This window comes from Bacteroides faecium (assembly GCF_012113595.1).
Classification (GTDB): domain Bacteria; phylum Bacteroidota; class Bacteroidia; order Bacteroidales; family Bacteroidaceae; genus Bacteroides; species Bacteroides faecium.
On sequence record NZ_CP050831.1, the window covers coordinates 4315900 to 4337610 of the forward strand.

Genomic DNA, 21711 nt, shown 5'->3' on the forward strand with positions numbered 1-21711 from the left:
GAGTAAATTAAAATAAAAAATAAGTGTCTTCGATGTATTAGCCTATATGATTGTACCGTTTGGTGGCGAGCGATTATATGAATTAAATAAAGATAGACGCTTTACCCTATTGATGTGATGGCAGATAGAACACAAAAAAGTATAAAGAATGCACAAATTTCCATGTTTTATTATTTTGTGCAGCTAATACTAGGCTTTTGGTCGAGAAAAGTCTTTTTTGAATATTTAGGGAGTGAGATTTTAGGACTTGATACAACGGCAACTAATTTACTTAGTTTCTTGAATCTTGCCGAAATGGGCATTAGCACTGCTGTTGGATTTTTCTTATATAAACCACTGTATGACAATGATACAAAAACTGTCACTGAGATCGTAGCATTAGAGGGATGGGTATATCGTCGCATTGCTTATGTTATAATATGTGCGGCAGCTGTTTTAATGGGATTTTTTCCATTGATATTTGCTAAATCTACTATCCCTTTGTGGTGTGTATATGCTACATTTTTAGTGATGTTATTTGGTTCTATGCTCGGATATTTTATCAACTATAAAATGATAGTATTAGGTGCAGATCAAAAAACATATAAAGTTACAATTGTGACGCAGGGAGCTGGTGCCTTTTTAAAAATATTACTTATATTATTATTGCCAATAGTATCATCCCCTTTTGTCTTTTATCTTTTAACCAATACGGTGGGGTATCTATTTGGATGTGTTTGGCTGAACAAGGTACTGAAGAAAGAATATCCGTGGCTTTCGGTAAAGGGGTATGATGGAAAAAGTCTTCTTCATAAATATCCGGATGTAATGAAGAAAACAAAACAAGTATTTATTCATCGAATTTCAGAAACGATATTAAATCAGGCTGCTCCATTGATAATGTACGCATATACTTCTTTTACAATAATTGCATACTATGGTAATTATATATTGGTAATAACTAAAATGTCACAATTGTTGAGCACTGTATTTGGAAGTACTGGGGCAGCAATTGGAAATCTTATCGCAAGTGGTGATAAGGAACGCATTAAAAAGGTTTTTTGGGAATTGTTTGATTCTAGACTATTTATTTCATTTACGGCTCTTTTTTGCATTTATTACTTGATAGAGCCTTTCATTAGGGTATGGTTGGGAGATGATTATCTTTTAAGTAAGGAATTGTTGATTATCATGTTGGTTTCCTTCTCCATTGTAGCAAATAGGACTACGATAGATTCTTTTATTTGTGGGAGTGGCTTATTTCATGATATTTGGGCTCCGATTACAGAATCTATTATTAATTTAATTGCATCGGTGACTTTAGGGTATTATTGGGGAATAGAAGGCGTTCTATTAGGAGGTATAATCAGTCAATCGATTTTTATCGGGGTTTGGAAGCCTTATTTTCTTTTTACAGAGGGGATAAAAGAATCTTCTTTAAACTATTTCATTCCCTTTTTAGGGCGTTGCGCAATCATTGGAATATGTTTTCTAGTATTATATTTCGCTACTTCTTTTATAGACTTTGAATCCATAGATTCGTATGAAAAGTTGATACAATGTGGCTTGACTGTCTTTTTAGAGGTTGTAATAACAGTATTCACTATGTTTTATATCTTCACATCAGGAATGAAATTTTTTGTAAGTAGAATGTATGCTTTGTTTATGGCCAAACTGAACGAATTCAGAAAGAGATAATTATGGCAGGTCAACTATCTATTATTGTTCCAGTTTACGCGGCGGAAGTTTTTTTGCTCGATCGCATTGAAAGTCTAATAAAACAAACTGTAACAGATTTTGAAATTATCCTTGTAGATGATGGCTCTCCTGATAAAAGTGGTTTTATTTGTGATGAATATGCTGTGCGTTATTCAATGCTAACGGTAAATATCCTAGTATCCAAGTAATTCACAAAAAAAATGAAGAGGTTAATATTGCTCGTAATGTAGGTATTGAAAAAGCACAAACTGAGTATATCGCTTTTGTTGATTCGGATGATTGGGGTGCACCTGATTGTGTAGAGACCATTCTTCATGAAGTTACAGATTTTGACTTACTTTTCTTTTCCAATAATTGCTGGTTTAATGATTGTTCCTCTGTCGTGAGTGTCACTCATGTCAATATCGTGTTTTCGAATGGTCTTGAGGTTAGTCACCATAACTTGAACTATCAGTCCTTATGTGGTATAATAGAGAAGCTGGAAGTTCTATGTTAGCCATCACCGGTAGTATGAATATCTGGTTCATCTCCAATATAAACGATATGCATATGAGGCGTCGTCACCTGATAGATATTGTAAAGGATCGTTTCCCAAATCCTTATAATGGAGATATGTTCGCTTTCATGTCCAAGAATAGGCAATTGATGAAATTGGTCAGATATGAAAACCGTATATATGCTTTATGAACTGGAGTATGAATGTGGTTACAAGTTTATGCATCCTGTATATGAAGATGGTTGTGTCACTCATTTCCCACTCGACTTCAAGTATTTAGTGGCATTACTTAAATATTCTGAAACGGATCTTGATGGGATGATAATGGGTATCCATTATCTCCATGCCTTGGACAAGGAGTCTTATTCTCCGCTGAAAACTTCGATGAAGTCTTCTGAGGAGTGCAATGTAGCTTTTGAGAAACATAATGAATCCTTGTAGTCTCAGGTGATCCGTCTTCAAGAAATAATTTATAACCTGACAGATAAGATCCGCAGCTTGCGTGAAGAAGTCTCTAAGCAGTCTTGGTTCCTATATCGTGATGGAAACAGCCAAAGTGATACACTTGAAAATCATTTTGGATGGTTCCCCTTCCGGGGTGAAATTTATCGGTTATAAGATGAAATATTTTACAAACACAGAAGATGTACTAAATAGAGAGCGAAAGAAATCTACTGAGTATATTGCTTCAAATCTACTTTAATCATGATATCAATAATTGTACCAATTTATAAAGCGGAGAAATTTCTTTCTCGTTGTATTGAGAGCATCATTAAGCAGACCTATAAAGATTGGGAATTGTTGTTAATAGATGATGGATCTCCTGATAACTCTGGCACCATCTGTGACGAGTATGCATTAAAGGAACCAAGAATTAAGGTTTTTCACAAGGAAAATGGAGGTGTCAGTTCTGCTCGAAATTTTGGAATAGAAAAAGCTATTGGAGAATGGGTCAGTTTTGTCGATGCTGACGATTATATCAGTGCAAATTATTGTGAAGCAACTATAGGTAGAGACGTTGATATTATTGTAGTTGATAAGTATATACACACAGGAAGTGGAGCTGATGTTATGAATGAGCCTATTCAGTCTGTTTGTGCATCGTGTCCATCCGAATATGAAAAGGTACTGAAAGAGAACCTAGCTAAGGGTCTGTTTAAGACTCCTTGGGGAAAATTCATTCGGAGAAAAGCATTAGGAAATATTCGATTCATTGAAGGACAAAAGATTGGAGAAGATACCGTTTTTGTGCTCGAATTATTTTCTCAGTGCTGTTCTCTTGAGGTTCGCAATGGATACTTCTATTATTGGCAGAAAGGTGAAATTGATGACCAGAAGAAGTATTCTCTTAATGTCAATGATGCATTATTGTTTAGTAAAAGGATTTTTGAGAATTACCAAAAACTTAATGTTAGTAGTTCTGATTTTGAAACTTTAATGTTGTCATACTTTTTAAGTCTTTTAGCTCCATTAACCCCACAAGTTGCGAGGTTATGGTTTGGAGATACAATCATACAGAAGTATAGCGAGAAGAACTTTCAACATCTCTCAAAATGGTATAATGGATGGAAAAATAATCCTTATTCTATGTATCTCAAAGTCAAAATCCAGAAATTTACGAAGTTGTAATTATATTCAATCAGAGACATGATATTTTGTTGTATTAGAAGTGTGATAGAGAGGGGGAAAAGGCTTATTTTGAGACTGCTTTCAGGAAATAAATGTGTTGATGTAACTCGTCCTTTGCTTGTAGAAATTGGGGATAATTGTACAATACTTGAAAATTTCCTTCTACTGACGCACGATAACATCACATATGAGAAGCATGGAAAGCGCCCTACGGTTGAGCAGATGTATGAAGAGTTTTCGCTTTGGATGGAGGGAGATGAAGATGATCATCGTTTGAAGTTCTCTGTGGCTCAACAGACTGCAGGATATCATGATATATGGAAAAAGGAGCACAAAGCCCCATTCAAGAGCTTCGATGAATTTGTAGATAAGGCATTAGAAGATTTATTATAAATGAACAATCTAAAACATTCTATCATAGTACCTGCTTACAATACAGGAGATGCTATACGCCAATGCATTGATAGTGTGCTTAAGCAGACATATACTAATTGGGAGCTTATCATTGTGGATGATGGCTCCAAAGACAACACTTCGGAAATCATCGAAGAGTATGCTAAGAGTGATAACCGCATCAAGGCCTTTCATATACCTAATGAAGGCGTTTCGAATGCGCGCAATGTCGGATTAGCTGAAGCTCAAGGAGAATATGTGATGTTTGTGGATAGTGACGATTGGATTGAGCCGGATTATTTGCAACAAATAAGGAATTATATGGATGACGATGCTGATATGTATATTGTAGGCATCACTCAAGATCATGAGGGCAATAATGGTAATATCTTTTATTCAGAGATTAAGGGGACTCCTGTGTATCGCCATATTTCATCTGCAAACCTTCATTCTGAAATAGGCTATTTGTTGAACACGATGAACATGGAATCAAGTTGCTTGAAGAGCTATAGAGCTTCTTTCTTGCGGCAGCACAATGTGAAATTTTTGAAAGGAATGATTGTTTTCGAGGATTTTTATTTCGTGCTTCAGTGCCTTTGCCATCAGTCGAGTATTAGTTTAATTCCTTTTATTGGCTATCACTATCGTATGGGGTTGGATTACAATCCTGTTGTTAGAAGAGGGGTTAGAGATCTCTATCCTTCCATCAATAGCCTATTTAAAATGCTTGACCTTATGGATATGAGGCTTGGGCTTTCTGATTATTCTCATGAGCAGGTTATGCGCGTGATGGCAGCGAAGATTTCTGTAGTATTTGGTCAGTCCTTGCATGCTACGAAATGGACTGACCGTACAAAACCATTCAAACAAATTTTCAATGATGCTATAACTAAGGCTTATATAAAGGAAATTCTTAACATTGCAGGCGGACGCTTTCGGCTTCAATATATACTAATGAGTAAAGGAATGTTCAACCTTGCTTATATCGTATATAGATATCTATGAATATCCTATTATACTTCATATCTCTGATAGTAAACTAAGACGATGAATATACTCTTTTATTTCGAGAATCAGATAAATCCAATGTATGGTGGTACGGAACGTGTAGCCGATAATCTAGCTCATGCTTTACGTACACGTGGATACGGCATTTACTACTTATCAAGACGAAAAGTCGGTGGAGAGTATGATATCCCTTGTTATTTTTTGCCAGATGAAGTGGGTAATACAGGACGTAATATTGCATATATAAACGACTTGATTAACCAACATCAGATTGATATTATTATCAACGAAGGGGGAAATACAGATGATATCTATTTATTTAGTAAAGAACATTTTACCAAAGTGAAGATTATTACTCATCTGCATTTTAATCCCTATTTGCAATATAAATACTTTTATCGTTCACTACATCTTCCTTTCAAATTATTTAAGCCCGTGGAGGGTATGGTGAATCTGTTGAAATGGGTGAAGGCTCCTTTGAATAGATATAACCTCTTGAAATATACCCGACAGCGGTACTGTTATATGTACGAGCATTCTGATAGGGTTATTTTGTTAGCTCCTTCTTATGTGTCAGACTATTTAGAAATAGCTGGAATTGAGGATAAAAGGCATGTTTGTAAGGCTATGCTAAATCCTAACACCTATAAGCAAACTGAAGATAGTCAAATTAAAGAGAATGTAGTGATATTTGTTGGTAGGCTTAATTTTGAACAGAAACGAGTGGATTATCTTCTAGATGTTTGGAAGTTAGTAACTCAACAAATTAAAAACTGGCGGTTAGAAATTGTAGGCGATGGACCTGACAAAGAAAGACTGCAGGAATATTGTAAAAAACATCAGATTTTAAATGTGAGTTTTGAAGGATTTAAAGATTCTTCGTCATATTATGCTAAAGCTAAAATTCTTACTCTCTCTTCTATACAAGAAGGAAGTCCTATGGTTATAATTGAGGCTATGCAACATGGTGTAGTGCCTATGCTTTACGGAACTTTCTCTGCATCAAAATTCCTAGTCCAAGAGGGTGAGACTGGTTATGTAATTCCTCCTTTCGATAAGCAACTTTATGCTTATAAGATGGTGACTTTGATGAATAATGATACTCAGTGGGAGGGAATGAGTGAAACTTGTAAGGCAAACTCTAAACAGTATAATATAGACTTGATTACTGATGAGTGGGAAGAACTGCTAAAGACTATCTGAATATGGCACAAGTTCGAAAAGATTATATTGACATAGCGAAAGGGTTTACTATATTGTGGGTGGTATGGATGCATATGGAACTACCCAGCTATCTTTTTGCTTCGGTGCAGATGCCGGTGTTCTTCTTTTTGTCTGGAGCATTGTGGAGTGAAAAGAAGGAGTTAATGCCTCTATTGCGTTCAAGATTGCGCACACTTTTAGTGCCTGCCGTATACTTTACTATATTGTCTTTCGTTTTGATAGGATGGAGAGATGATAAGGATTTTGCTTCGGCTTCTTTCTTGATGAAGTTGGACTTAGCACAAAAAGGGAGTATTACTTGGTTTTTAGTGGCACTATTCCTATTCAATATGATTCAATATGTGATAGATAAGTATCGACTAAAGTGGTACTATTTGGGATGGGCAATATTGGTTTACCCTATAGGCTCTTATTTTTATGCAAAGGGATATTATACGGTTGTTCCTTTGTTCCCTTTGGCCCACATCTTAGTTTTCCAAATCTATTTTGTTTTGGGTGTATACATAGGACGAAATACCTTAAATATGATAGAATATCCATTAATAAATGGGAGGAATTTAGTAATATTTAGTATTATAACCATTGTACTGGTCCATCTGATTCCTTGGCAAACTGGATTTCTTAAACACATCTCTTTCTTTGTATGAAAAATATTCTTATTTACTCGCCAAGAGAGATTAACACCTCTATGGGCGGTGTTGAACGTGTAACTGATGCTTTGGCTCGATTACTTATTAAACATGGTTATTCCGTTACTTATTTAGTGAAAGATAGAACTTCAGACAATCCTTACACAACGGTTACTGAAGAGATACATCTAACTGATAATAAGAAAGAACGTAAGAATCAAATTTTGACTGTTTTGCGAGAGAAGCATATTGATGTTATCATAAATCAGTTTGGCTTCTTTTCATTTCTCCCTCGAAAAAAAGTGCCTAAAAACATTAAGGTGATTTCGGTGATTCATGATTCTTATTATGCTATGTACAAGACTTTACCTTTTGGTAAATTGAGACTGATGAAATGGAAGTGGGTAATCAGTAGAATGCTTAAAACTGTATATCAGGATAGTGATAAGATAATTCTTTTCTCTAAGAAATTTATACCAGAGTACCAGTTTTTCACTCGAAACAATGATTCTTCTAAATTTGTAATAATCCCCAATTTTAATGCTTATGAAAAGACGGAGATACTACCAAAAGAGAAGACTGTACTTTTTGTAGGGCGGATGCAAATCATCCACAAAAAAGCTGACTATTTGCTAAATATCTGGAAACGGGTGTTTAATGAGCACCCGGATTGGAATTTGAAGATTGTGGGTGATGGTGATGATCGTATCTATCTGGAAGAGATGGCCTGTGAGTTAGGTTTACAGAACTATTCATTTGAAGGGATACAAAATCCTATTTCTTATTATCAACGCGGCTCTATTTTGTGTATGACTTCCTCTTTTGAAAGTTTTGGTATGGTGCTTACAGAGGCCATGCAGCATAAAGTAGTTCCGATGGCTTTCAATAGCTATTCAATAGCATCTGAAATCATAGAGACCGGGGTGGATGGCTTTTTGATTGAGCCTTTCGACTTAGATGCTTATGCAGCCAAATTGTCTTTGCTGATGAAAGACGTAGAGCTTCGTAATGCAATGGCCGAAAAAGCCTATTGTTCTGTTCAGAAATTCTCGCCAAAGGTTATTGGAGAAAGATGGGTGAATTTATTAGATAACATAGATCAACAATAGTAATGGATTATATTGTTATAACTCCTTTTTTTCCTACCCAAAAAAGTTTTAGAGGCTCTTTTATTTATGACCAAATAAAAGCCATAGTGTATACACATAGATATAAAAATATCTATGTGTTTAAACCTGGATCTGAAGATGATGAATACACTTTCGATGGTATAAATGTATATACTTTTAAGGCTAAATATCTGCCAGCTAACTTTATTGTTAATTTTTATGCGAAGAGAAATATTCGTTCTTTTCTGCATCGCATAGAGCAAGTTGGAGTTGACTTAAGCAAGGTTGGCATAGCGCATGCACATGTTTCTTATAATGCTATGTATGCTTTAGTTTTGAAAGAAGCCAATCCTACAATCAAGACTTTGTTGCAACATCATGATTTGGATCCTTATAATATCATTTTAAGTGATAAATCGAACTATCGTTGGAATTTAAGGATGAATTGCAGCTGGCTGGTGGGATTGTTCTCTAAGATTGATTGTCATGTTGGAGTAAGTGAGCATGTGCTTGAAACAGTTCGTCTATTTCCCAATGTATCTAAAGATATTGTGTATCAAAAATATATTGATAGAGCCGAAAAGGTAAAAGGGTTGCCACATCCAAGGATTAAAAGCGAATGCTTGCTCTATAATGGAGTGAATACATCAATCTTTTACCAAGATTCTCATATTACTCATGATGGATTTGTTGTAGGGTGTATTGCTAACTTTACAGAACTAAAGGATCAGATTACTTTGATTAAAGCGGCAGAGTTGCTTCGAAATGAATATATCAAGTTTGTCCTGATAGGTAGCGGTCCTTATTTACATACTTGTCAGACATATGTCGAGGCGCATGGATTAAGTAATATCTTAGAATTCCGTCATGAGGTGAAACACGAAGAGTTGCGCGATTTTTACAACAGCCTTGATTTATTTGTTTTGCCGTCTTTCTTTGAAGGACTAGGCTGTGTATTTACTGAGGCTTATGCCTGTGGAGTGCCATTTATGGCTTGTAAAGGTCAGGCCATTTGTGAGTATCTACTGGAAAAAGATGCTACACAATGGACATTCCCTGTAGGGGATTATGAACAATTGGCAGCTTTAATAAAGCAATATATGCATCATCAATATGAGCAGCATCTGGTTCATGAATATGATATAAACAAATTGATACCAGCGTTTCTGAATGAGGTTTCTAAACTATCAGATTAAAGTGTCATGAATAAGTTTTTAGCAGTATTGCTTTTGGCGATAATGACTTTATCACAAATTTCTTTGTTGCCATTTAGTGTATTACACTATGTCGTGTTAGGTATTTGTGTACTCTATACGTTGTCGTGTTTTGGCAATTTCAATAGGATGACAATGATGTTTATTCTTGTTGGTCTATTGAGTATTATGATGAATGATATCCCTGTATTTTTTAAAGCCGGGCAACGGTTTCTTCTTTGGACAGCTTTGATGATTGGTTGTTCAGCCTTGGTGGGTACATGGAAAGCTATACGTTTCCGTAGAGTTCTTTTGTTAAATGTATGTACTGTAGCTGTAATAATGACAATGTTATCTTTTCTGAGTTACGTTGGTGGTTTTGGTGTTTGGACTGGAGGAGTAGGCTTTTGGGGTGTTGCTTTTCACGGTAATATCTTAGGATTATTGGGAATGCTTAGTACCATTTTTTTGACTCACTTGCTGTTGCAGAAAGGATTGAAACGTACGGAACGAAGAAAGTATAATAAAAAACTTTCGTTGATTTTAATAGTTGGTCTGGGAGCTAGTTTTATTATCTTATTATTGGCTTCATCAAGAAGTGCGCTTCTGTGTACAGCTGTGGGAGTCCTTGCCTACCTTAAATTCTATTTTGGTAAAAAACAAGGTAAATATATCTCAGTGTTGATGGTATGTGTTGTAGCTCTTGTACTGGCTTATCCATTCTTAGGTGAGTATACAGAAGGCATTGAGAATAAGATGGCGTATGGTGTGGAAAAAGGTAGCTTTACAGCAAGTAGGACCGCGCTATGGGCTACTCGCATTGAAGAATTTAAACGTAATCCGATATTGGGTGTCGGATCATTTGCTGTAGATACCACAATCTATAATAGTGATAAATATTTCAATCCTTATGATGCAGTAACAGGTGTTGTTGAATTAGGATCTTCTTATTTGGGAGTACTTTCTCAAAATGGTCTATTAGGTTTTCTTGTATTTATCCTATTATTATGGAAAGGTGCTAAAATGGGATTGCGAAAGGTAAAGTCTACGGGTGATCCAATTGATTTTTTATTCTTTTCGTTATTTATTATGATATTATTTCATATGAATTTTGAAGGTTATGTTAATACTTCAGGTCAAATATTGACGCTTATTTTATGGCTAGTTATAGCCTGTAATATCGATCGTACCTTACCTAACGATAGAACTCGAACTATTAAAGGCCTTATTTATTATTGATATGCAGCATTTATTTTGGTTAGATGCCATGAAAGGAGTGGCTATGTTCTTAGTAGTGTTATCACATGCTGAACATGTTCCTTTATGGTTGGAGTGTTTTTTTACACCTTTTTTTCTTACTTCATTTTTCTTTGCTTCGGGCTATCTTTTTCAAAATCCAGATAAACCATTCCTGTTGAAGCTAAAGATTGTAAGGCTTATTGAAAGTTTGCTCATTCCATACTTAATCTATTGGATAGCTTCGTTTGTTGTAGCTGAACTCTTTAAAGGCGAAACTGTGATAGCAATACTTACTCATTGGATGGAATCATTTGTTGAGGGTAAAAAGTTATGGTTTATATCTTGCTTGCTTTGTGCTGAATTGTTGATGATAGCTTGTTTAAGTGTTTCGCGCAATGCAAAGGTTATTTTATGCAGCGGAGTATTTTCATTGCTGGTATGGAAGTTAACCCCGCTATCGCTTCCTGGTGAACGGGCATGGTGTATCAACATTGCTTTTGTAGCTTATTTTTTTATGACTTTAGGATATTCATTCCGAAAGTATGAATCGATGTTCTCATTTGTCTTGAGGAATAAATATGTAATTAGTATGATAGGCACCATATATTTTACATTAGTGGCATTAGATTATGCTTGGGTGCACAATAATGTGGTATTTGCTTTAAATATCTTTTCTGATATCTACTTCTTTGTGTTAAGTTCTATAATGGCTTTGGCTTGTTTGTATATCGTATATAATAAGATTCCTTCATATCGTTTTATAACTTATTTAGGGTCTAATAGCTTACTTATTTATTTCTTTCACAAGCAAGTGTTGGATTTCTTAAAGCGGATAAATGTCCATTATCTTGGATTTCTTCCCGATTCAATAATATTCTTATGGGAAGCTGTAGGGGTAATTGTAATTTTGATTGTACCAATTGTTATTGTAAATCGTTATATACCAATCTTGAGTGGTAAATCCAAATGGCTTAGTAAGTTAGTTTGTCATCAATGAAAAAGACAGTTTTGATTTGTTGTACTATAGTTGTCGTATTGGCAATTGTTGGTGAATTTGTATTGCGTATGGTGTGGGGCTTTTGTGATGCACCATTGTTCGTTGTAAGTGATAATTATGAATATATAGCAGCTCCAAATCAGAATAGGTTTAGATTTCGAGCTCATTCTAGGTACAATTCATTTTCTCAGCGCAGTGATGAGCCTGATCCTTCTAAAAAGAAAATTCTTGGTTTGGGGGACTCTGTGCTTTATGGTGGCACCTTGATTGACCAAGATAGTATAGCTTCAACTCTGTTTTCGATGGATGCTGATTGGCAAATGCTAAATATTGCAGCTGGAAGTTGGGGTCCTGATAATTGTGCGGCTTATCTTAAGGAAAATGGCTTCTTTAAAGCAAAGGCTATGTATTTAGTTGTGAGTAGCCATGATGCTCATGATATTATGGATTTTACTCCTGTTGTGGGCGTACATCCTACATATCCTGATAAGGAGTATGCTATCGCATGGTGGGAGTTGCTGGATAGATATCTTTTGCCAAGATTAGGTATTCTATTCAAAAATCTGAAGAAAGCTGAACTAGATCCCGATCAGAAAGTGGTAGAGGGGATAAGAAAAAAAGGCGTCGGGTTTAATCCCGGATTTGATGAACTCAAAGCCATGGCTGATAGCATGGATATTCCTCTTTATGTCTATCTGCATGCTGAATTGTGTGAGTTACAAAAGGGTACTTATAATAGTCAGGGCAAAGAAATTATTCAATGGTGTCATCAAAACAGTGTGCCTTTGACTTTGGAGTTAGAACGAGGTATCAAAGAGGATATGTATCGTGATGTTATCCATTTGAATGAAAAAGGACAACGTTTCCTTTATGAACAGATGCGCAAAGATCTTCTATTAAAATAAAACACAGTGTTATGATTCAATCTTTTATGTTGATAAGCATTCTCTTTGTCACAACTATTATTTCTGTCTACTTTTCCAAAATCCCATCGGAAAGGGTGAAAATATTCAATATTTATCTAACGAACGCTTATAGAGGAGTAGCCATCTTAATGGTAGTGATTCAACATTGTGCAGGAGAATTTGGTACGAATCTGTTTACACCTTTTGGAGGTATCGGTGTAGCTATTTTTTTGATACTTTCAGGTTTTGGTCTTAGCGAATCTTTTAAGAAAAAAGGAATCAACGGATTTGTGACCAAGAAGTTGTGGAGGGTATGGTTGCCTTACTTTCTTTTTTATGTAGTGGTGTATCTCCTGCACGAAAAGTGTGATTATAAACTCTTTTTTTTAAATGTGTTCAGCATTAGACAGGATGATTATTGGTATGTACATTACATGTTGCGTTGCTATTTGGTGTTCTGGGGTGCATATCGTTTTGCGTATAAATACCGCTGGTGGATATTGGCAGCCTTTTCTTGTTATACCTTCTTCGGAATGGGGATGATACGAGCAGAACAATGTTTGAGTTTTCCTTTAGGAATACTTCTTTCAGAGAAGTATTCTGTGCTAGAGCATGCTTCTAGGGGAGGAATGATGAAATGGGCTCTGGCTTTGATAGTCTTTGGCATCATTTGCTTGGCTGTAAAACAACTTCCTGAAATTCGTGCTTATATGGGTACCTATCTTTACAGTGCTGTGGAGCTTGGTATTAAGTTACCTTTGGGACTGGGAGTAATGATTCTTCTATGGCTTCTGCCTACACCATGGGTTATGAATCCTTTTCTAGTTCTTTGTGGTATATTATCCTATGAACTTTATTTGGTTCATATGCAACTGTTGGGCTCGGTACAGAGTTTTGTTTCTGCTTCGATGATTATCTTGATTAGTTTGCTTTTGGCCTATTCGATGTCGGTAGTAACCAAACGTTTACAAAATAATATTTTAAAATAATGAATTTAATTTTCTTACAGAATTGCGTCAGTCCGCATCAGATGCCTTATATCAAGGAGCTACCTGCCATAACTGAAGTGGATAGAGTAGTTGTGGTATCGCCTCGTGTGGACTATGACGACCGAAAGCTGATGGGGTGGCAGGCTTCTTCTCTACTCGATGTTGAGGGGGTGGAGTTTGTTATTGCTCCTTCTTTAGAACAGGTAGCTGTACTATATGACTCATGTAAAGGGACGGAAACTCATTGTTTTTTTTTAGGTATTAATGCTTTCAAGGAGATTGTGGCTTGGATGAAGTTCTCTTTGAAGTATCCTTTCAAGCGGGGAATGATTACGGAGCCTCCGTTGCTCTATAATCATCCATTGTGGCAACATAAGCTGAGATTTGCATTGAAAGACTGGCGCTATGTGAAATATTTCAATCAAGTATTGGTGATGGGTGATGGATTTGTGCCTTACTACGAAAAGTGGAGCAAGCATTGGAAGGTGTCGCCTTTTATCTATTGCACGGAGTGGAAAGAACGCTCCTTGCCAATTCCTACTTCTGAGCAGCTCAAGGTACTTTTTGTGGGTAGTTTGAGTGATAGAAAGAATGTAGCTTCGGCTTTTGAGGTGTTGAGTCAAAAGGCTAAACTTGAAATAGGTATCGTGGGTGATGGGGAACAACGTGCCACCATTGAACAAATGATACTGAATGCAAAGGCTAAGGTGGTGATGTATGGTATGCAGCCGATGAAGATGATTCCGGAAATCATGCAGGAGTATGATGTGCTGATTCTTCCTTCGAAACATGATGGCTGGGGTGCAGTGGTGAATGAGGCGCTGACGTTAGGGCTTTATGTCATTTGTAGTAATCATTGTGGTGCTTCGTATTTACTTAAAGAGGAGCAACAAGGTAAAGTGTTCAGTTTAGAGACTGCTGACAGTTTGAATAACGTGATAAGTACTTGTATAGCTAAGCGTGATTGGATTAGGACAACGGCAGATGTACGCATTGCATGGAGCAAAGAACATATATCAGGTAAAGCAGTAGCGAAATACTTTATGCAACAAATAGTAAATAGATAGTTGATTGTGAAGATAATACATTATATTCCTTCCATTGACCGCACCTCAGGTGGGGTGGGGGCATACATCCAATTGCTAGCCAAAGAACTTGGCAATCTTGTCGAGCTGCATGTAGTGACACACCGGTCGCCCAATATGCTCGAAATTCCGAATGCGGAGCTGCACTTTATCGTCGGAGGCATTAAGCAAATAGGACAGATGAAGCGTGAGTGGTGTGCGTTACTGGATATGCTGCATCCCAATCTAGTGCATGAAAACTGTTGCTGGATGCCGGGGAGTGCTCTTACACAAAAGTGGGCACAGGCTAAAGGTTACAAGGTAATCTTAACTCCGCACGGTATGTTGGAGCCATGGATTATGAAGCGGCATTACTGGACGAAGAAAGTACCAGCTTTGTTGATCTACCAAAAGGCGGCGGTTGTAAATGCTAACCACTTGCATGCCACGGCCGGGAGCGAGAAAGTGAACTTACTCCGATTGGGTTATAACGACCGGATCACCGTCATCGCCAATGGCATTGATGTGGAGAGTATCGTGATGAAGAAAGCATGGAAACGTAACAAAGAAATTCTTTTTTTAAGTCGTGTACATGTGAAGAAAGGAATCGATTTCTTGATTGAGGCAGTGGCACAACTGAAAGTGGAGATGCAGGACTATACAGTTCGCATAGCCGGTGAAGGGGATGTTGCTTATATTGAAGAATTGAAGCAACTTGCTGCCAGCTGTGGTGTAGGTGCTATGATTCATTTCGAGGGTGGTGTATATGGTGATCGCAAATGGGAGCTCTTCCGGCAGGCAGATCTCTTCGTCTTACCTACCCACAGTGAGAACTTTGGCATTGTGGTGGCGGAGGCGTTAGCAAGCGGCATACCGGTCATAACCACGAAAGGTACACCTTGGGATGAGTTGGAGAGTGAACATTGCGGTTGGTGGACGGAAGTGGGCACGAAACCTACAGTAAACGCACTGCGTGAGTTCTTGGCTCTGAAAGAAGCAGAACTGGAGGTGATGGGGTGTAATGGTCGTAAACTTGTGGAGAAGAAGTATTCTGCTCAGAAAGTGGCGGAGGAGATGGTAGAAATGTATAAAACAATGGTGTCATGATGAAAAATATACTATTTGTTATTGGTAAATACCCTAATTATGGTGGTACAGAGAAGGTAACGACTGTATTGGCTAACAACTTTACGAGCATGGGATGTAATGTACATATTGCATCGTTTGAACAACCACATCCTGAATCAAGGGAAGAGCTTGCTCCAGCAATAAAATTGCATTACTTGGAATATCCTGTAAGTAACAGAAAGAATATAGAGGTTTTAGCACATATTATCAGAAACTCTCAAATTGACATTATTTTTAATCAATGGTGTTTGCCTTTCTCTACGACTCGTATGATTAACAAAGCTCGCAAGGGGACGGATTGCAAATTGCTTTCTGTATTGCATGGCGTGCCCGACAAAAGTAAGACAGTGATTCTAGCAGAAGATGCGGTGAAAGCGGCATCGAATGGAATAACCAAATCAATAGCAAAACTAAAATTAATTGTTTATCATGTGGTGATAAAGCAAAGTATACGGTATGTGTATAAACATAGTGACCGATATATAGTACTCTCGAAAGGGTTTATACAAGCTTTTCGTGATTATACTGGACTAAAACACACGCCTAAATTGCTTTCTATTGGTAATCCGATTACCATTCCTACAGATTTTGAAAATGATTATATCAGCGGTAAGAAGAAGCAAATTCTGTATGTAGGTCGGATGGATATGGAGAATAAGCGGGTAAACCGTATTATCGAGGCTTGGGAAGTTCTCTATCAAGAATATTCCGATTGGAAATTGGTGTTGGTAGGTGATGGCCCCCATAAAAAACAGTTGGAAAAGTATGTGAAAGAACATGGCATAGGGAGTGTTGCCTTTACCGGCTTCGTCAAGGAAGAGCCTACGGAATACTACAAGCAATCATCGGTACTAATGCTGACATCCGATCTCGAAGGGTTTGGTTTGGTTATCGTGGAGGGTATGAGCTATGGTGTGATTCCTGTAATTTATGGTAGCTATGTGTCGGTATATGACATTATTGATAACAGTAAAAATGGTTTTATCACTTCCATGCCATACTCGAAAGAGAAGACGGTGAAGTGTTTGAAAGCACTAATGGATGATGACGGTAAACGGCAAGAGATAGCTGGCAATGCACTTCAAAAGTCGAAAGATTATCTGATTGAGAACATAATGAAACAATGGTATTCACTTTTTAAGTCGCTATAAATAGAATGGATTTAAAATATACAACAGCTCTGAAAGGTCTGGCGATCTTTCTTATTGTGATGGGACATACCATTTATTTTATGAATCCTTCTATTCAGACTGGCCCAATTCGTGAAATAGGTGTAGCTATTTTCTTGATGTTGAGTGGCTATGGAGTAAATGGCACTAATATATAATAAAATATTTTCAGTTAGTTGGGAAAAAGTGAAACAATAAATAGAATATGAATTTAAATCAATATACCGAGAAAAAAGAATATCGTTGGAAGCAACTTTTTTGGCGTTTTATTAATCATACTTTATTTCGTTGTATACCAGGCGTAAAACTGTATCGGGTACGAAACTCTATACTCAAATTGTTTGGTGCTGATATCGAATGGCATTGTATGATTTATCCTTCGTGCACCATTTGGGCACCTTGGAATCTCAAGGTGGGTAAATACACTTGTATTGGTCCGAATACGACCATTTATAATAAGGATAAAATCGAAATAGGTAGCAATTCTGTGGTTTCGCAAGGAACTTATCTCTGCACAGCTTCGCATGACACGTCCGATCCTATGATGGCTCTTGTCACTAGGCCTATTACATTAGGAGATAGAGTATGGGTCGCTTCTGATTGTTTTATTGGACCGGGTGTTACTTTATGCGATGGGGTGGTATGTGCGGCAAGAGCAGTTGTTGTAAAAGACGTGGAGGCTTGGACGATAGTAGGCGGTAATCCTGCTAAGTTCCTTAAAAAGAGAATATTAAAGGATAAAAACAATTAGAAGATGAATGTTGCAATTATAACTTTGCAGCCGTATGCGAATATGGGCGGTGTTCTGCAAGCATACGCTTTACAGAAAGTAGTGAAAGATATGGGACACAAGTGTTACCAACTGTGTTGGTGGACTATACCTTACCCCAAGGCAAAACTGCTTCAGCAATCTTTAGTACAATGTATGAATTTGCTTCCTAAAGGTGTGCAGAAATGGATGTATTATCGATTGCCGGATGCTATTAATCGTCCGTTAAGTAAGGCTGTTATCTCAAAAAATACCTATCAGTTTATTTATAAGTATGTGAGCTACTATCCTAAACCGATATCTAAACTATTAGCAACGGATTTTGATGCCTTTATCACTGGCTCTGACCAATTATGGCGATACTTTGAACGTACTTTTGACTGGCGTACTTTTCTTGATTTTACCCAAGACTGGGATGTGACTCGACTTTCGTATGCGGCTTCGTTTGGCAAAGACAATATTGATGATTATCCGAAAGCCTATAAAGAGGAGGTTAAAGTACTTTTGAAAAAATATAAAGCGATATCTGTTCGGGAGAAGTCAGGTATAGCTATTTGCAAAGATGACTTGGGCGTGAATGCTATTCAGTTGATTGACCCCACTCTATTGTTGATGGCTGATGATTATCGGAAATTGGTAGCTGCGTATAAAAAAACGCTTACTACCTATAAAGGTTTGATGTGTTATGTACTGGATGAGAGTGAATCGGTAAACAAATTAGTAGAAAAAATATCGAATGCAAAGGGGCTTGAAAGTTTTCATACTAATTCAAATATTGATGATAAATCATTGCCTCCTTTCGAAAGAATACAAATGCCTGTAGAACAATGGTTAAAATCGTTCGATGATGCAGATTGTGTTATTACGGATAGTTTTCATGCTTGTGTGTTTAGTATCATTTTTCATAAGCCTTTCTTGGTGATTGGCAATAAGCAACGAGGTATGGCTCGTTTTGAGAGCTTGTTGGAACTGTTCGACCTTCAGTATTGTTTGGTCGACGAAGATCAGATTGATAATGTTCAAATGCCTGTCATTGATTATGCAGCCGTGGGTACAAAATTAAGAACCTTACAAGTAGCTGCATTCGAATATCTTAAGAATAATCTAATAAAATAATGTATGCCTACACTTTGCAAATATGAGGAATGTACGGGTTGTCAAGCATGTATTCAAGCATGTAAACATCAAGCGCTTCGACCTATTCAAAACCAACATGGATTTATTCACCCGTATGTTGACGAGAAGGCTTGTATTGAATGTGGCTTATGTGAGATTATATGTCCAATACTTAATTCAGTATGGGTTAAGAATAAGCTAGAACCACGCACTTTAGCAGCTTGGCACAAGGATATGGAGGTACGGTGGAAAAGTAGCTCGGGAGGAGCATTCTCTGCATTGGCAGATTATGTGTTGGAACAACGAGGAGTGGTATTTGGTGCTGCTGTTACTACCAAATGTAAAATAAAACATATCGGTATTACGCAGAGAATGGAGTTGGATGCTTTGCGTCGTTCCAAATATGTGCAAAGTGATATAGGCAAAAGTTATATAGAGGCTAAGAAATTTTTGCAAGATGGACGATTAGTATTATTTAGCGGGACTCCTTGCCAGATTGCAGGTTTATATGCTTTTTTGCGCAATCATCAATATGATAACCTCTATACGGTAGACTTTATTTGTCATGGTGTACCCTCGCCTTTTGTGTTTGAGGAGTATATTAAACGAATGGAAACGAAATATGGGTCTGATATAGTGAATATTAATTTTCGAGATAAGCGAAATGGGGTTGAGGCAAATTTATTGATTGTTTTTAATACTCTAAAATCTGGCGTTAGGATAGAACGATTTAAGGATAATTCTTTTTATCATGGATTTATATCTAGTGTATTTCTTCGCGATAGTTGTTATAAATGTCAATATGCAACAATGCCAAGATATGCAGATATTACTCTGGCTGACTATCGAAATATTGGTAATAAGAAAAAATTTGAGCATGAGAAAGAACGTCCACTTGGTTTCACTGGAGTGATGGTGAATAATGAACATGGAGAAGTTTTAATACAGAACTCGGAAATTCAATATGAGGAGCGATACTTTGCTGAATTAGCCTCAAGTCAACCTCATTTGAAAGTACCTATTTCAAAACCTTCTTGCTCGGATGATTTTTTTGAATGTTTGAAAAATGAAGGGTATGACAAAGCAGCCAAGCGTTTTCTACCAATGTCGATAAAGAAAAGAATAGAAATAGGAGCACGTATGTTACTTGGGGTGAAGTTTTTTTATGCTTTAGGTAAACTTGTACGTATTTTGACTGGTAAACGTTCTTTATTTATTGAATAAATATGAACAACACTATTGCCGCTATCATTTTAACGAAAAATGAAGCGAAACATATTGTACGTTGCATACAGTCGTTACAAGAGGTGTGTGATGAGATTATTGTAGTGGATTCATTTAGTATAGATAACACGTGTGAATTAGCTCAAAGTATGGGTGCGCGAGTGTATAAAAATCCATGGAAGAATTATGCTACGCAATTTAATTATGGGGTATATGAGTGTGATATTCAATCGGAATGGATTTGGCGTATTGATGCTGACGAGTTTTTAGAGGGGGATTTAGGAAAGGTTATGAAGAAAACTTTGGCTATTTGTGTAGCAGATGTAAATGGAGTGTATGTGCGTAAACGTATAGACTTCATGGGGCGTCCGTTGTTACATGGTGGTTGGTATCCATCATATCACTTAAAGGTGTTTCGTAAGGGACATGGTGACTGTGAAAATAGATGGATGGATGAGCATATCCGCCTCTTTGATGGTAAAGCGATCACTGTGAATGAAGGTAATCAGGTGGATGCCAATCTGAATGATTTGACTTGGTGGACGGAAAAGCATAACGGATATGCAACTCGTGAAATGGCTGATATGCTGATGATGGAGTATGCCATGGATGCTAAAGCACAGGAAGTAGTACCTAAACTTTTTGGAACGGAGGAACAGCGCAAACGTTGGCTAAAGATAAAATATATTAAGTCACCTCTCTTCATACGGCCTTTTGTCAACTTTACTATCCGTTATATTTTGAAAGGCGGTTTTCTTGATGGAAAAGAAGGTTTCATCTGGCACATCTTACAAGGTTTTTGGTACAGAATGCTGGTGGATGCAAAGGTGTATGAGCTGAAGAAGCAATGTGGGTGGAATGAAGAAATGATAAAGACATATTTGAAAGAGAAATTCTTATGATTTTTTGATATGTGTAGTGTCTTTGATGTATAATAAAAGTTTATGAAAGTATCTATAATAACGTCGTGCTTTAATCGTGCGGCGACGATTCGTGGTGCCATAGAAAGTGTCTTGGCGCAGGATTATAATAATATAGAGTTTATTGTTGTAGATGGGGCGAGTACGGATGGTTCGTTAGAGATTATTAGAGAATATGAAGGCCGTATCTCAACTATTATTTCGGAGCCTGATCATGGAATGTATGAAGCAATCAATAAGGGAATTCGTGTGGCTACAGGTGATGTAATAGGGTTGTTACATTCGGATGATTTTTTCTATGATAATGGGGTCATAAGCCGCATTGTAAAGCATATGAAGACTACTCGAGCAGATTTTCTGTATGGTGACGGACTTTTTGTGAATCCCGATAATACTGACAAGATAGTACGTAACTGGATTGGCGGTAATTATCGTTTGTGGAAGGTACGTCATGGCTGGCTTCCATTACATCCTACTTGTTATATTCGGCGCGAGGTAATGATGAGACTAGGTCTTTATAATGAGAGTTATAAGATTGCTGCGGATAGTGAATTGCTGCTGCGTTATCTTATTACGGGTGGACTCACGATAACCTATTTGGAAGAATATATTGTAAAGATGCGTATGGGCGGGCTTTCTACTGACAGAACTAAGCGTAAAAGGATGTGGGATGAGGATATACGGGTGTATGCTTCGCATGGTATGGCTCCTACGCTGACAAAGCTAGAGAAAATGGCATGGAAAGTCCCACAGTTTGTATTAGCATTGTTGAAACGCTAATGACCATCTTATGAAATGTGAAAGGAAATTAT

The 21711-nt window shown here is 37.1% G+C and carries 25 protein-coding genes; all 25 read left to right on the forward strand.

What is annotated here, in order from left to right; all coding sequences use genetic code 11:
• The first annotated feature begins 117 nt into the window (after nucleotides 1-117).
• The gene (locus BacF7301_RS15685; protein ID WP_167964242.1) at nucleotides 118-1677 is read left to right on the forward strand and encodes a lipopolysaccharide biosynthesis protein; all 1560 of its coding nucleotides are present in this window, start codon (nucleotides 118-120) and stop codon (nucleotides 1675-1677) included.
• 2 nt (nucleotides 1678-1679) lie between these two features.
• Nucleotides 1680-1886: a glycosyltransferase gene (locus tag BacF7301_RS26055; protein ID WP_167964244.1), complete on the forward strand. Its 207-nt coding sequence runs from the start codon at nucleotides 1680-1682 to the stop codon at nucleotides 1884-1886.
• Between the two features lie 26 nt (nucleotides 1887-1912).
• Entirely contained in the window at nucleotides 1913-2194 is a 282-nt protein-coding gene (locus BacF7301_RS26115; protein WP_369805657.1) for a glycosyltransferase family A protein, read from the forward strand.
• Nucleotides 2158-2385 carry a transposase gene (locus BacF7301_RS15700; protein WP_167964246.1) on the forward strand — a complete coding sequence of 76 codons (228 nt, stop codon included), beginning with the start codon at nucleotides 2158-2160 and terminating at the stop codon, nucleotides 2383-2385. The genes BacF7301_RS26115 and BacF7301_RS15700 overlap by 37 nt, the downstream gene beginning before the upstream one ends.
• Complete coding sequence (locus BacF7301_RS15705) at nucleotides 2360-2635, forward strand: hypothetical protein (protein WP_167964248.1); 276 nt, start codon at nucleotides 2360-2362, stop codon at nucleotides 2633-2635. Before BacF7301_RS15700 ends, BacF7301_RS15705 begins: the two co-directional genes overlap by 26 nt.
• Before the next feature lie 264 nt (nucleotides 2636-2899).
• Complete coding sequence (locus tag BacF7301_RS15710; protein WP_167964250.1) at nucleotides 2900-3823, forward strand: glycosyltransferase family 2 protein; 924 nt, start codon at nucleotides 2900-2902, stop codon at nucleotides 3821-3823.
• 42 nt (nucleotides 3824-3865) lie between these two features.
• Nucleotides 3866-4216 carry a hypothetical protein gene (locus BacF7301_RS15715; protein ID WP_167964252.1) on the forward strand — a complete coding sequence of 117 codons (351 nt, stop codon included), beginning with the start codon at nucleotides 3866-3868 and terminating at the stop codon, nucleotides 4214-4216.
• Nucleotides 4217-5221, forward strand: coding sequence for a glycosyltransferase family 2 protein (locus tag BacF7301_RS15720; protein WP_167964254.1), 1005 nt, complete (start codon nucleotides 4217-4219; stop codon nucleotides 5219-5221).
• Between the two features lie 42 nt (nucleotides 5222-5263).
• Nucleotides 5264-6427 (forward strand): glycosyltransferase, encoded by a 1164-nt coding sequence (locus BacF7301_RS15725; protein WP_167964256.1) that lies wholly within the window; start codon nucleotides 5264-5266, stop codon nucleotides 6425-6427.
• Between the two features lie 2 nt (nucleotides 6428-6429).
• A complete protein-coding gene (locus BacF7301_RS15730) occupies nucleotides 6430-7095 on the forward strand; it encodes an acyltransferase family protein (RefSeq protein WP_167964258.1) in 666 nt (221 codons plus the stop codon).
• On the forward strand, nucleotides 7092-8186 hold the full coding sequence (locus BacF7301_RS15735) for a glycosyltransferase (RefSeq protein ID WP_167964260.1): 1095 nt from the start codon (nucleotides 7092-7094) through the stop codon (nucleotides 8184-8186). The genes BacF7301_RS15730 and BacF7301_RS15735 overlap by 4 nt, the downstream gene beginning before the upstream one ends.
• Nucleotides 8187-8188: 2 nt before the next feature.
• Nucleotides 8189-9382, forward strand: a complete 1194-nt coding sequence (locus tag BacF7301_RS15740) for a glycosyltransferase (protein WP_167964262.1) — start codon at nucleotides 8189-8191, stop codon at nucleotides 9380-9382.
• Nucleotides 9383-9388: 6 nt separating this feature from the next.
• A complete protein-coding gene (locus BacF7301_RS15745; RefSeq protein WP_167964264.1) occupies nucleotides 9389-10618 on the forward strand; it encodes an O-antigen ligase family protein in 1230 nt (409 codons plus the stop codon).
• A gap of 1 nt (nucleotide 10619) precedes the next feature.
• Nucleotides 10620-11615 (forward strand): acyltransferase family protein, encoded by a 996-nt coding sequence (locus BacF7301_RS15750; RefSeq protein WP_167964266.1) that lies wholly within the window; start codon nucleotides 10620-10622, stop codon nucleotides 11613-11615.
• Entirely contained in the window at nucleotides 11612-12520 is a 909-nt protein-coding gene (locus tag BacF7301_RS15755) for a hypothetical protein (RefSeq protein WP_167964268.1), read from the forward strand. The genes BacF7301_RS15750 and BacF7301_RS15755 overlap by 4 nt, the downstream gene beginning before the upstream one ends.
• Before the next feature lie 11 nt (nucleotides 12521-12531).
• The gene (locus tag BacF7301_RS15760) at nucleotides 12532-13509 is read left to right on the forward strand and encodes an acyltransferase family protein (RefSeq protein WP_167964270.1); all 978 of its coding nucleotides are present in this window, start codon (nucleotides 12532-12534) and stop codon (nucleotides 13507-13509) included.
• Nucleotides 13509-14576, forward strand: coding sequence for a glycosyltransferase (locus BacF7301_RS15765; protein ID WP_167964272.1), 1068 nt, complete (start codon nucleotides 13509-13511; stop codon nucleotides 14574-14576). The genes BacF7301_RS15760 and BacF7301_RS15765 overlap by 1 nt, the downstream gene beginning before the upstream one ends.
• A 6-nt stretch (nucleotides 14577-14582) precedes the next feature.
• Nucleotides 14583-15680, forward strand: coding sequence for a glycosyltransferase (locus BacF7301_RS15770; RefSeq protein WP_167964274.1), 1098 nt, complete (start codon nucleotides 14583-14585; stop codon nucleotides 15678-15680).
• Nucleotides 15677-16852, forward strand: coding sequence for a glycosyltransferase (locus BacF7301_RS15775; protein ID WP_245208246.1), 1176 nt, complete (start codon nucleotides 15677-15679; stop codon nucleotides 16850-16852). The genes BacF7301_RS15770 and BacF7301_RS15775 overlap by 4 nt, the downstream gene beginning before the upstream one ends.
• A gap of 5 nt (nucleotides 16853-16857) precedes the next feature.
• Nucleotides 16858-17028 carry an acyltransferase family protein gene (locus BacF7301_RS15780; RefSeq protein ID WP_167964275.1) on the forward strand — a complete coding sequence of 57 codons (171 nt, stop codon included), beginning with the start codon at nucleotides 16858-16860 and terminating at the stop codon, nucleotides 17026-17028.
• 47 nt (nucleotides 17029-17075) lie between these two features.
• A complete protein-coding gene (locus BacF7301_RS15785) occupies nucleotides 17076-17621 on the forward strand; it encodes an LbetaH domain-containing protein (protein ID WP_167964277.1) in 546 nt (181 codons plus the stop codon).
• A gap of 3 nt (nucleotides 17622-17624) precedes the next feature.
• Nucleotides 17625-18755: a polysaccharide pyruvyl transferase family protein gene (locus tag BacF7301_RS15790; protein ID WP_167964279.1), complete on the forward strand. Its 1131-nt coding sequence runs from the start codon at nucleotides 17625-17627 to the stop codon at nucleotides 18753-18755.
• Nucleotides 18756-18758: 3 nt separating this feature from the next.
• Complete coding sequence (locus BacF7301_RS15795; RefSeq protein WP_167964281.1) at nucleotides 18759-19979, forward strand: Coenzyme F420 hydrogenase/dehydrogenase, beta subunit C-terminal domain; 1221 nt, start codon at nucleotides 18759-18761, stop codon at nucleotides 19977-19979.
• Between the two features lie 2 nt (nucleotides 19980-19981).
• Nucleotides 19982-20881: a glycosyltransferase family 2 protein gene (locus BacF7301_RS15800; protein ID WP_167964283.1), complete on the forward strand. Its 900-nt coding sequence runs from the start codon at nucleotides 19982-19984 to the stop codon at nucleotides 20879-20881.
• A 42-nt stretch (nucleotides 20882-20923) separates the two neighbouring features.
• Nucleotides 20924-21679 (forward strand): glycosyltransferase family 2 protein, encoded by a 756-nt coding sequence (locus tag BacF7301_RS15805; protein ID WP_167964285.1) that lies wholly within the window; start codon nucleotides 20924-20926, stop codon nucleotides 21677-21679.
• The last annotated feature ends 32 nt before the right edge of the window (nucleotides 21680-21711 follow it).

Excerpts from the sequence above, each read along its gene's own strand:
- BacF7301_RS15685 (WP_167964242.1), top strand. The coding sequence starts at position 118 with ATGGCAGATAGAACACAAAAAAGTATAAAGAATGCACAAATTTCCATG.
- BacF7301_RS26055 (WP_167964244.1), top strand. The coding sequence starts at position 1,680 with ATGGCAGGTCAACTATCTATTATTGTTCCAGTTTACGCGGCGGAAGTT.
- BacF7301_RS15700 (WP_167964246.1), top strand. The coding sequence starts at position 2,158 with ATGTGGTATAATAGAGAAGCTGGAAGTTCTATGTTAGCCATCACCGGT.
- BacF7301_RS15705 (WP_167964248.1), top strand. The coding sequence starts at position 2,360 with ATGAAAACCGTATATATGCTTTATGAACTGGAGTATGAATGTGGTTAC.
- BacF7301_RS15710 (WP_167964250.1), top strand. The coding sequence starts at position 2,900 with ATGATATCAATAATTGTACCAATTTATAAAGCGGAGAAATTTCTTTCT.
- BacF7301_RS15720 (WP_167964254.1), top strand. The coding sequence starts at position 4,217 with ATGAACAATCTAAAACATTCTATCATAGTACCTGCTTACAATACAGGA.
- BacF7301_RS15725 (WP_167964256.1), top strand. The coding sequence starts at position 5,264 with ATGAATATACTCTTTTATTTCGAGAATCAGATAAATCCAATGTATGGT.
- BacF7301_RS15730 (WP_167964258.1), top strand. The coding sequence starts at position 6,430 with ATGGCACAAGTTCGAAAAGATTATATTGACATAGCGAAAGGGTTTACT.
- BacF7301_RS15735 (WP_167964260.1), top strand. The coding sequence starts at position 7,092 with ATGAAAAATATTCTTATTTACTCGCCAAGAGAGATTAACACCTCTATG.
- BacF7301_RS15740 (WP_167964262.1), top strand. The coding sequence starts at position 8,189 with ATGGATTATATTGTTATAACTCCTTTTTTTCCTACCCAAAAAAGTTTT.
- BacF7301_RS15745 (WP_167964264.1), top strand. The coding sequence starts at position 9,389 with ATGAATAAGTTTTTAGCAGTATTGCTTTTGGCGATAATGACTTTATCA.
- BacF7301_RS15750 (WP_167964266.1), top strand. The coding sequence starts at position 10,620 with ATGCAGCATTTATTTTGGTTAGATGCCATGAAAGGAGTGGCTATGTTC.
- BacF7301_RS15755 (WP_167964268.1), top strand. The coding sequence starts at position 11,612 with ATGAAAAAGACAGTTTTGATTTGTTGTACTATAGTTGTCGTATTGGCA.
- BacF7301_RS15760 (WP_167964270.1), top strand. The coding sequence starts at position 12,532 with ATGATTCAATCTTTTATGTTGATAAGCATTCTCTTTGTCACAACTATT.
- BacF7301_RS15765 (WP_167964272.1), top strand. The coding sequence starts at position 13,509 with ATGAATTTAATTTTCTTACAGAATTGCGTCAGTCCGCATCAGATGCCT.
- BacF7301_RS15775 (WP_245208246.1), top strand. The coding sequence starts at position 15,677 with ATGATGAAAAATATACTATTTGTTATTGGTAAATACCCTAATTATGGT.
- BacF7301_RS15780 (WP_167964275.1), top strand. The coding sequence starts at position 16,858 with ATGGATTTAAAATATACAACAGCTCTGAAAGGTCTGGCGATCTTTCTT.
- BacF7301_RS15785 (WP_167964277.1), top strand. The coding sequence starts at position 17,076 with ATGAATTTAAATCAATATACCGAGAAAAAAGAATATCGTTGGAAGCAA.
- BacF7301_RS15790 (WP_167964279.1), top strand. The coding sequence starts at position 17,625 with ATGAATGTTGCAATTATAACTTTGCAGCCGTATGCGAATATGGGCGGT.
- BacF7301_RS15795 (WP_167964281.1), top strand. The coding sequence starts at position 18,759 with ATGCCTACACTTTGCAAATATGAGGAATGTACGGGTTGTCAAGCATGT.
- BacF7301_RS15800 (WP_167964283.1), top strand. The coding sequence starts at position 19,982 with ATGAACAACACTATTGCCGCTATCATTTTAACGAAAAATGAAGCGAAA.
- BacF7301_RS15805 (WP_167964285.1), top strand. The coding sequence starts at position 20,924 with ATGAAAGTATCTATAATAACGTCGTGCTTTAATCGTGCGGCGACGATT.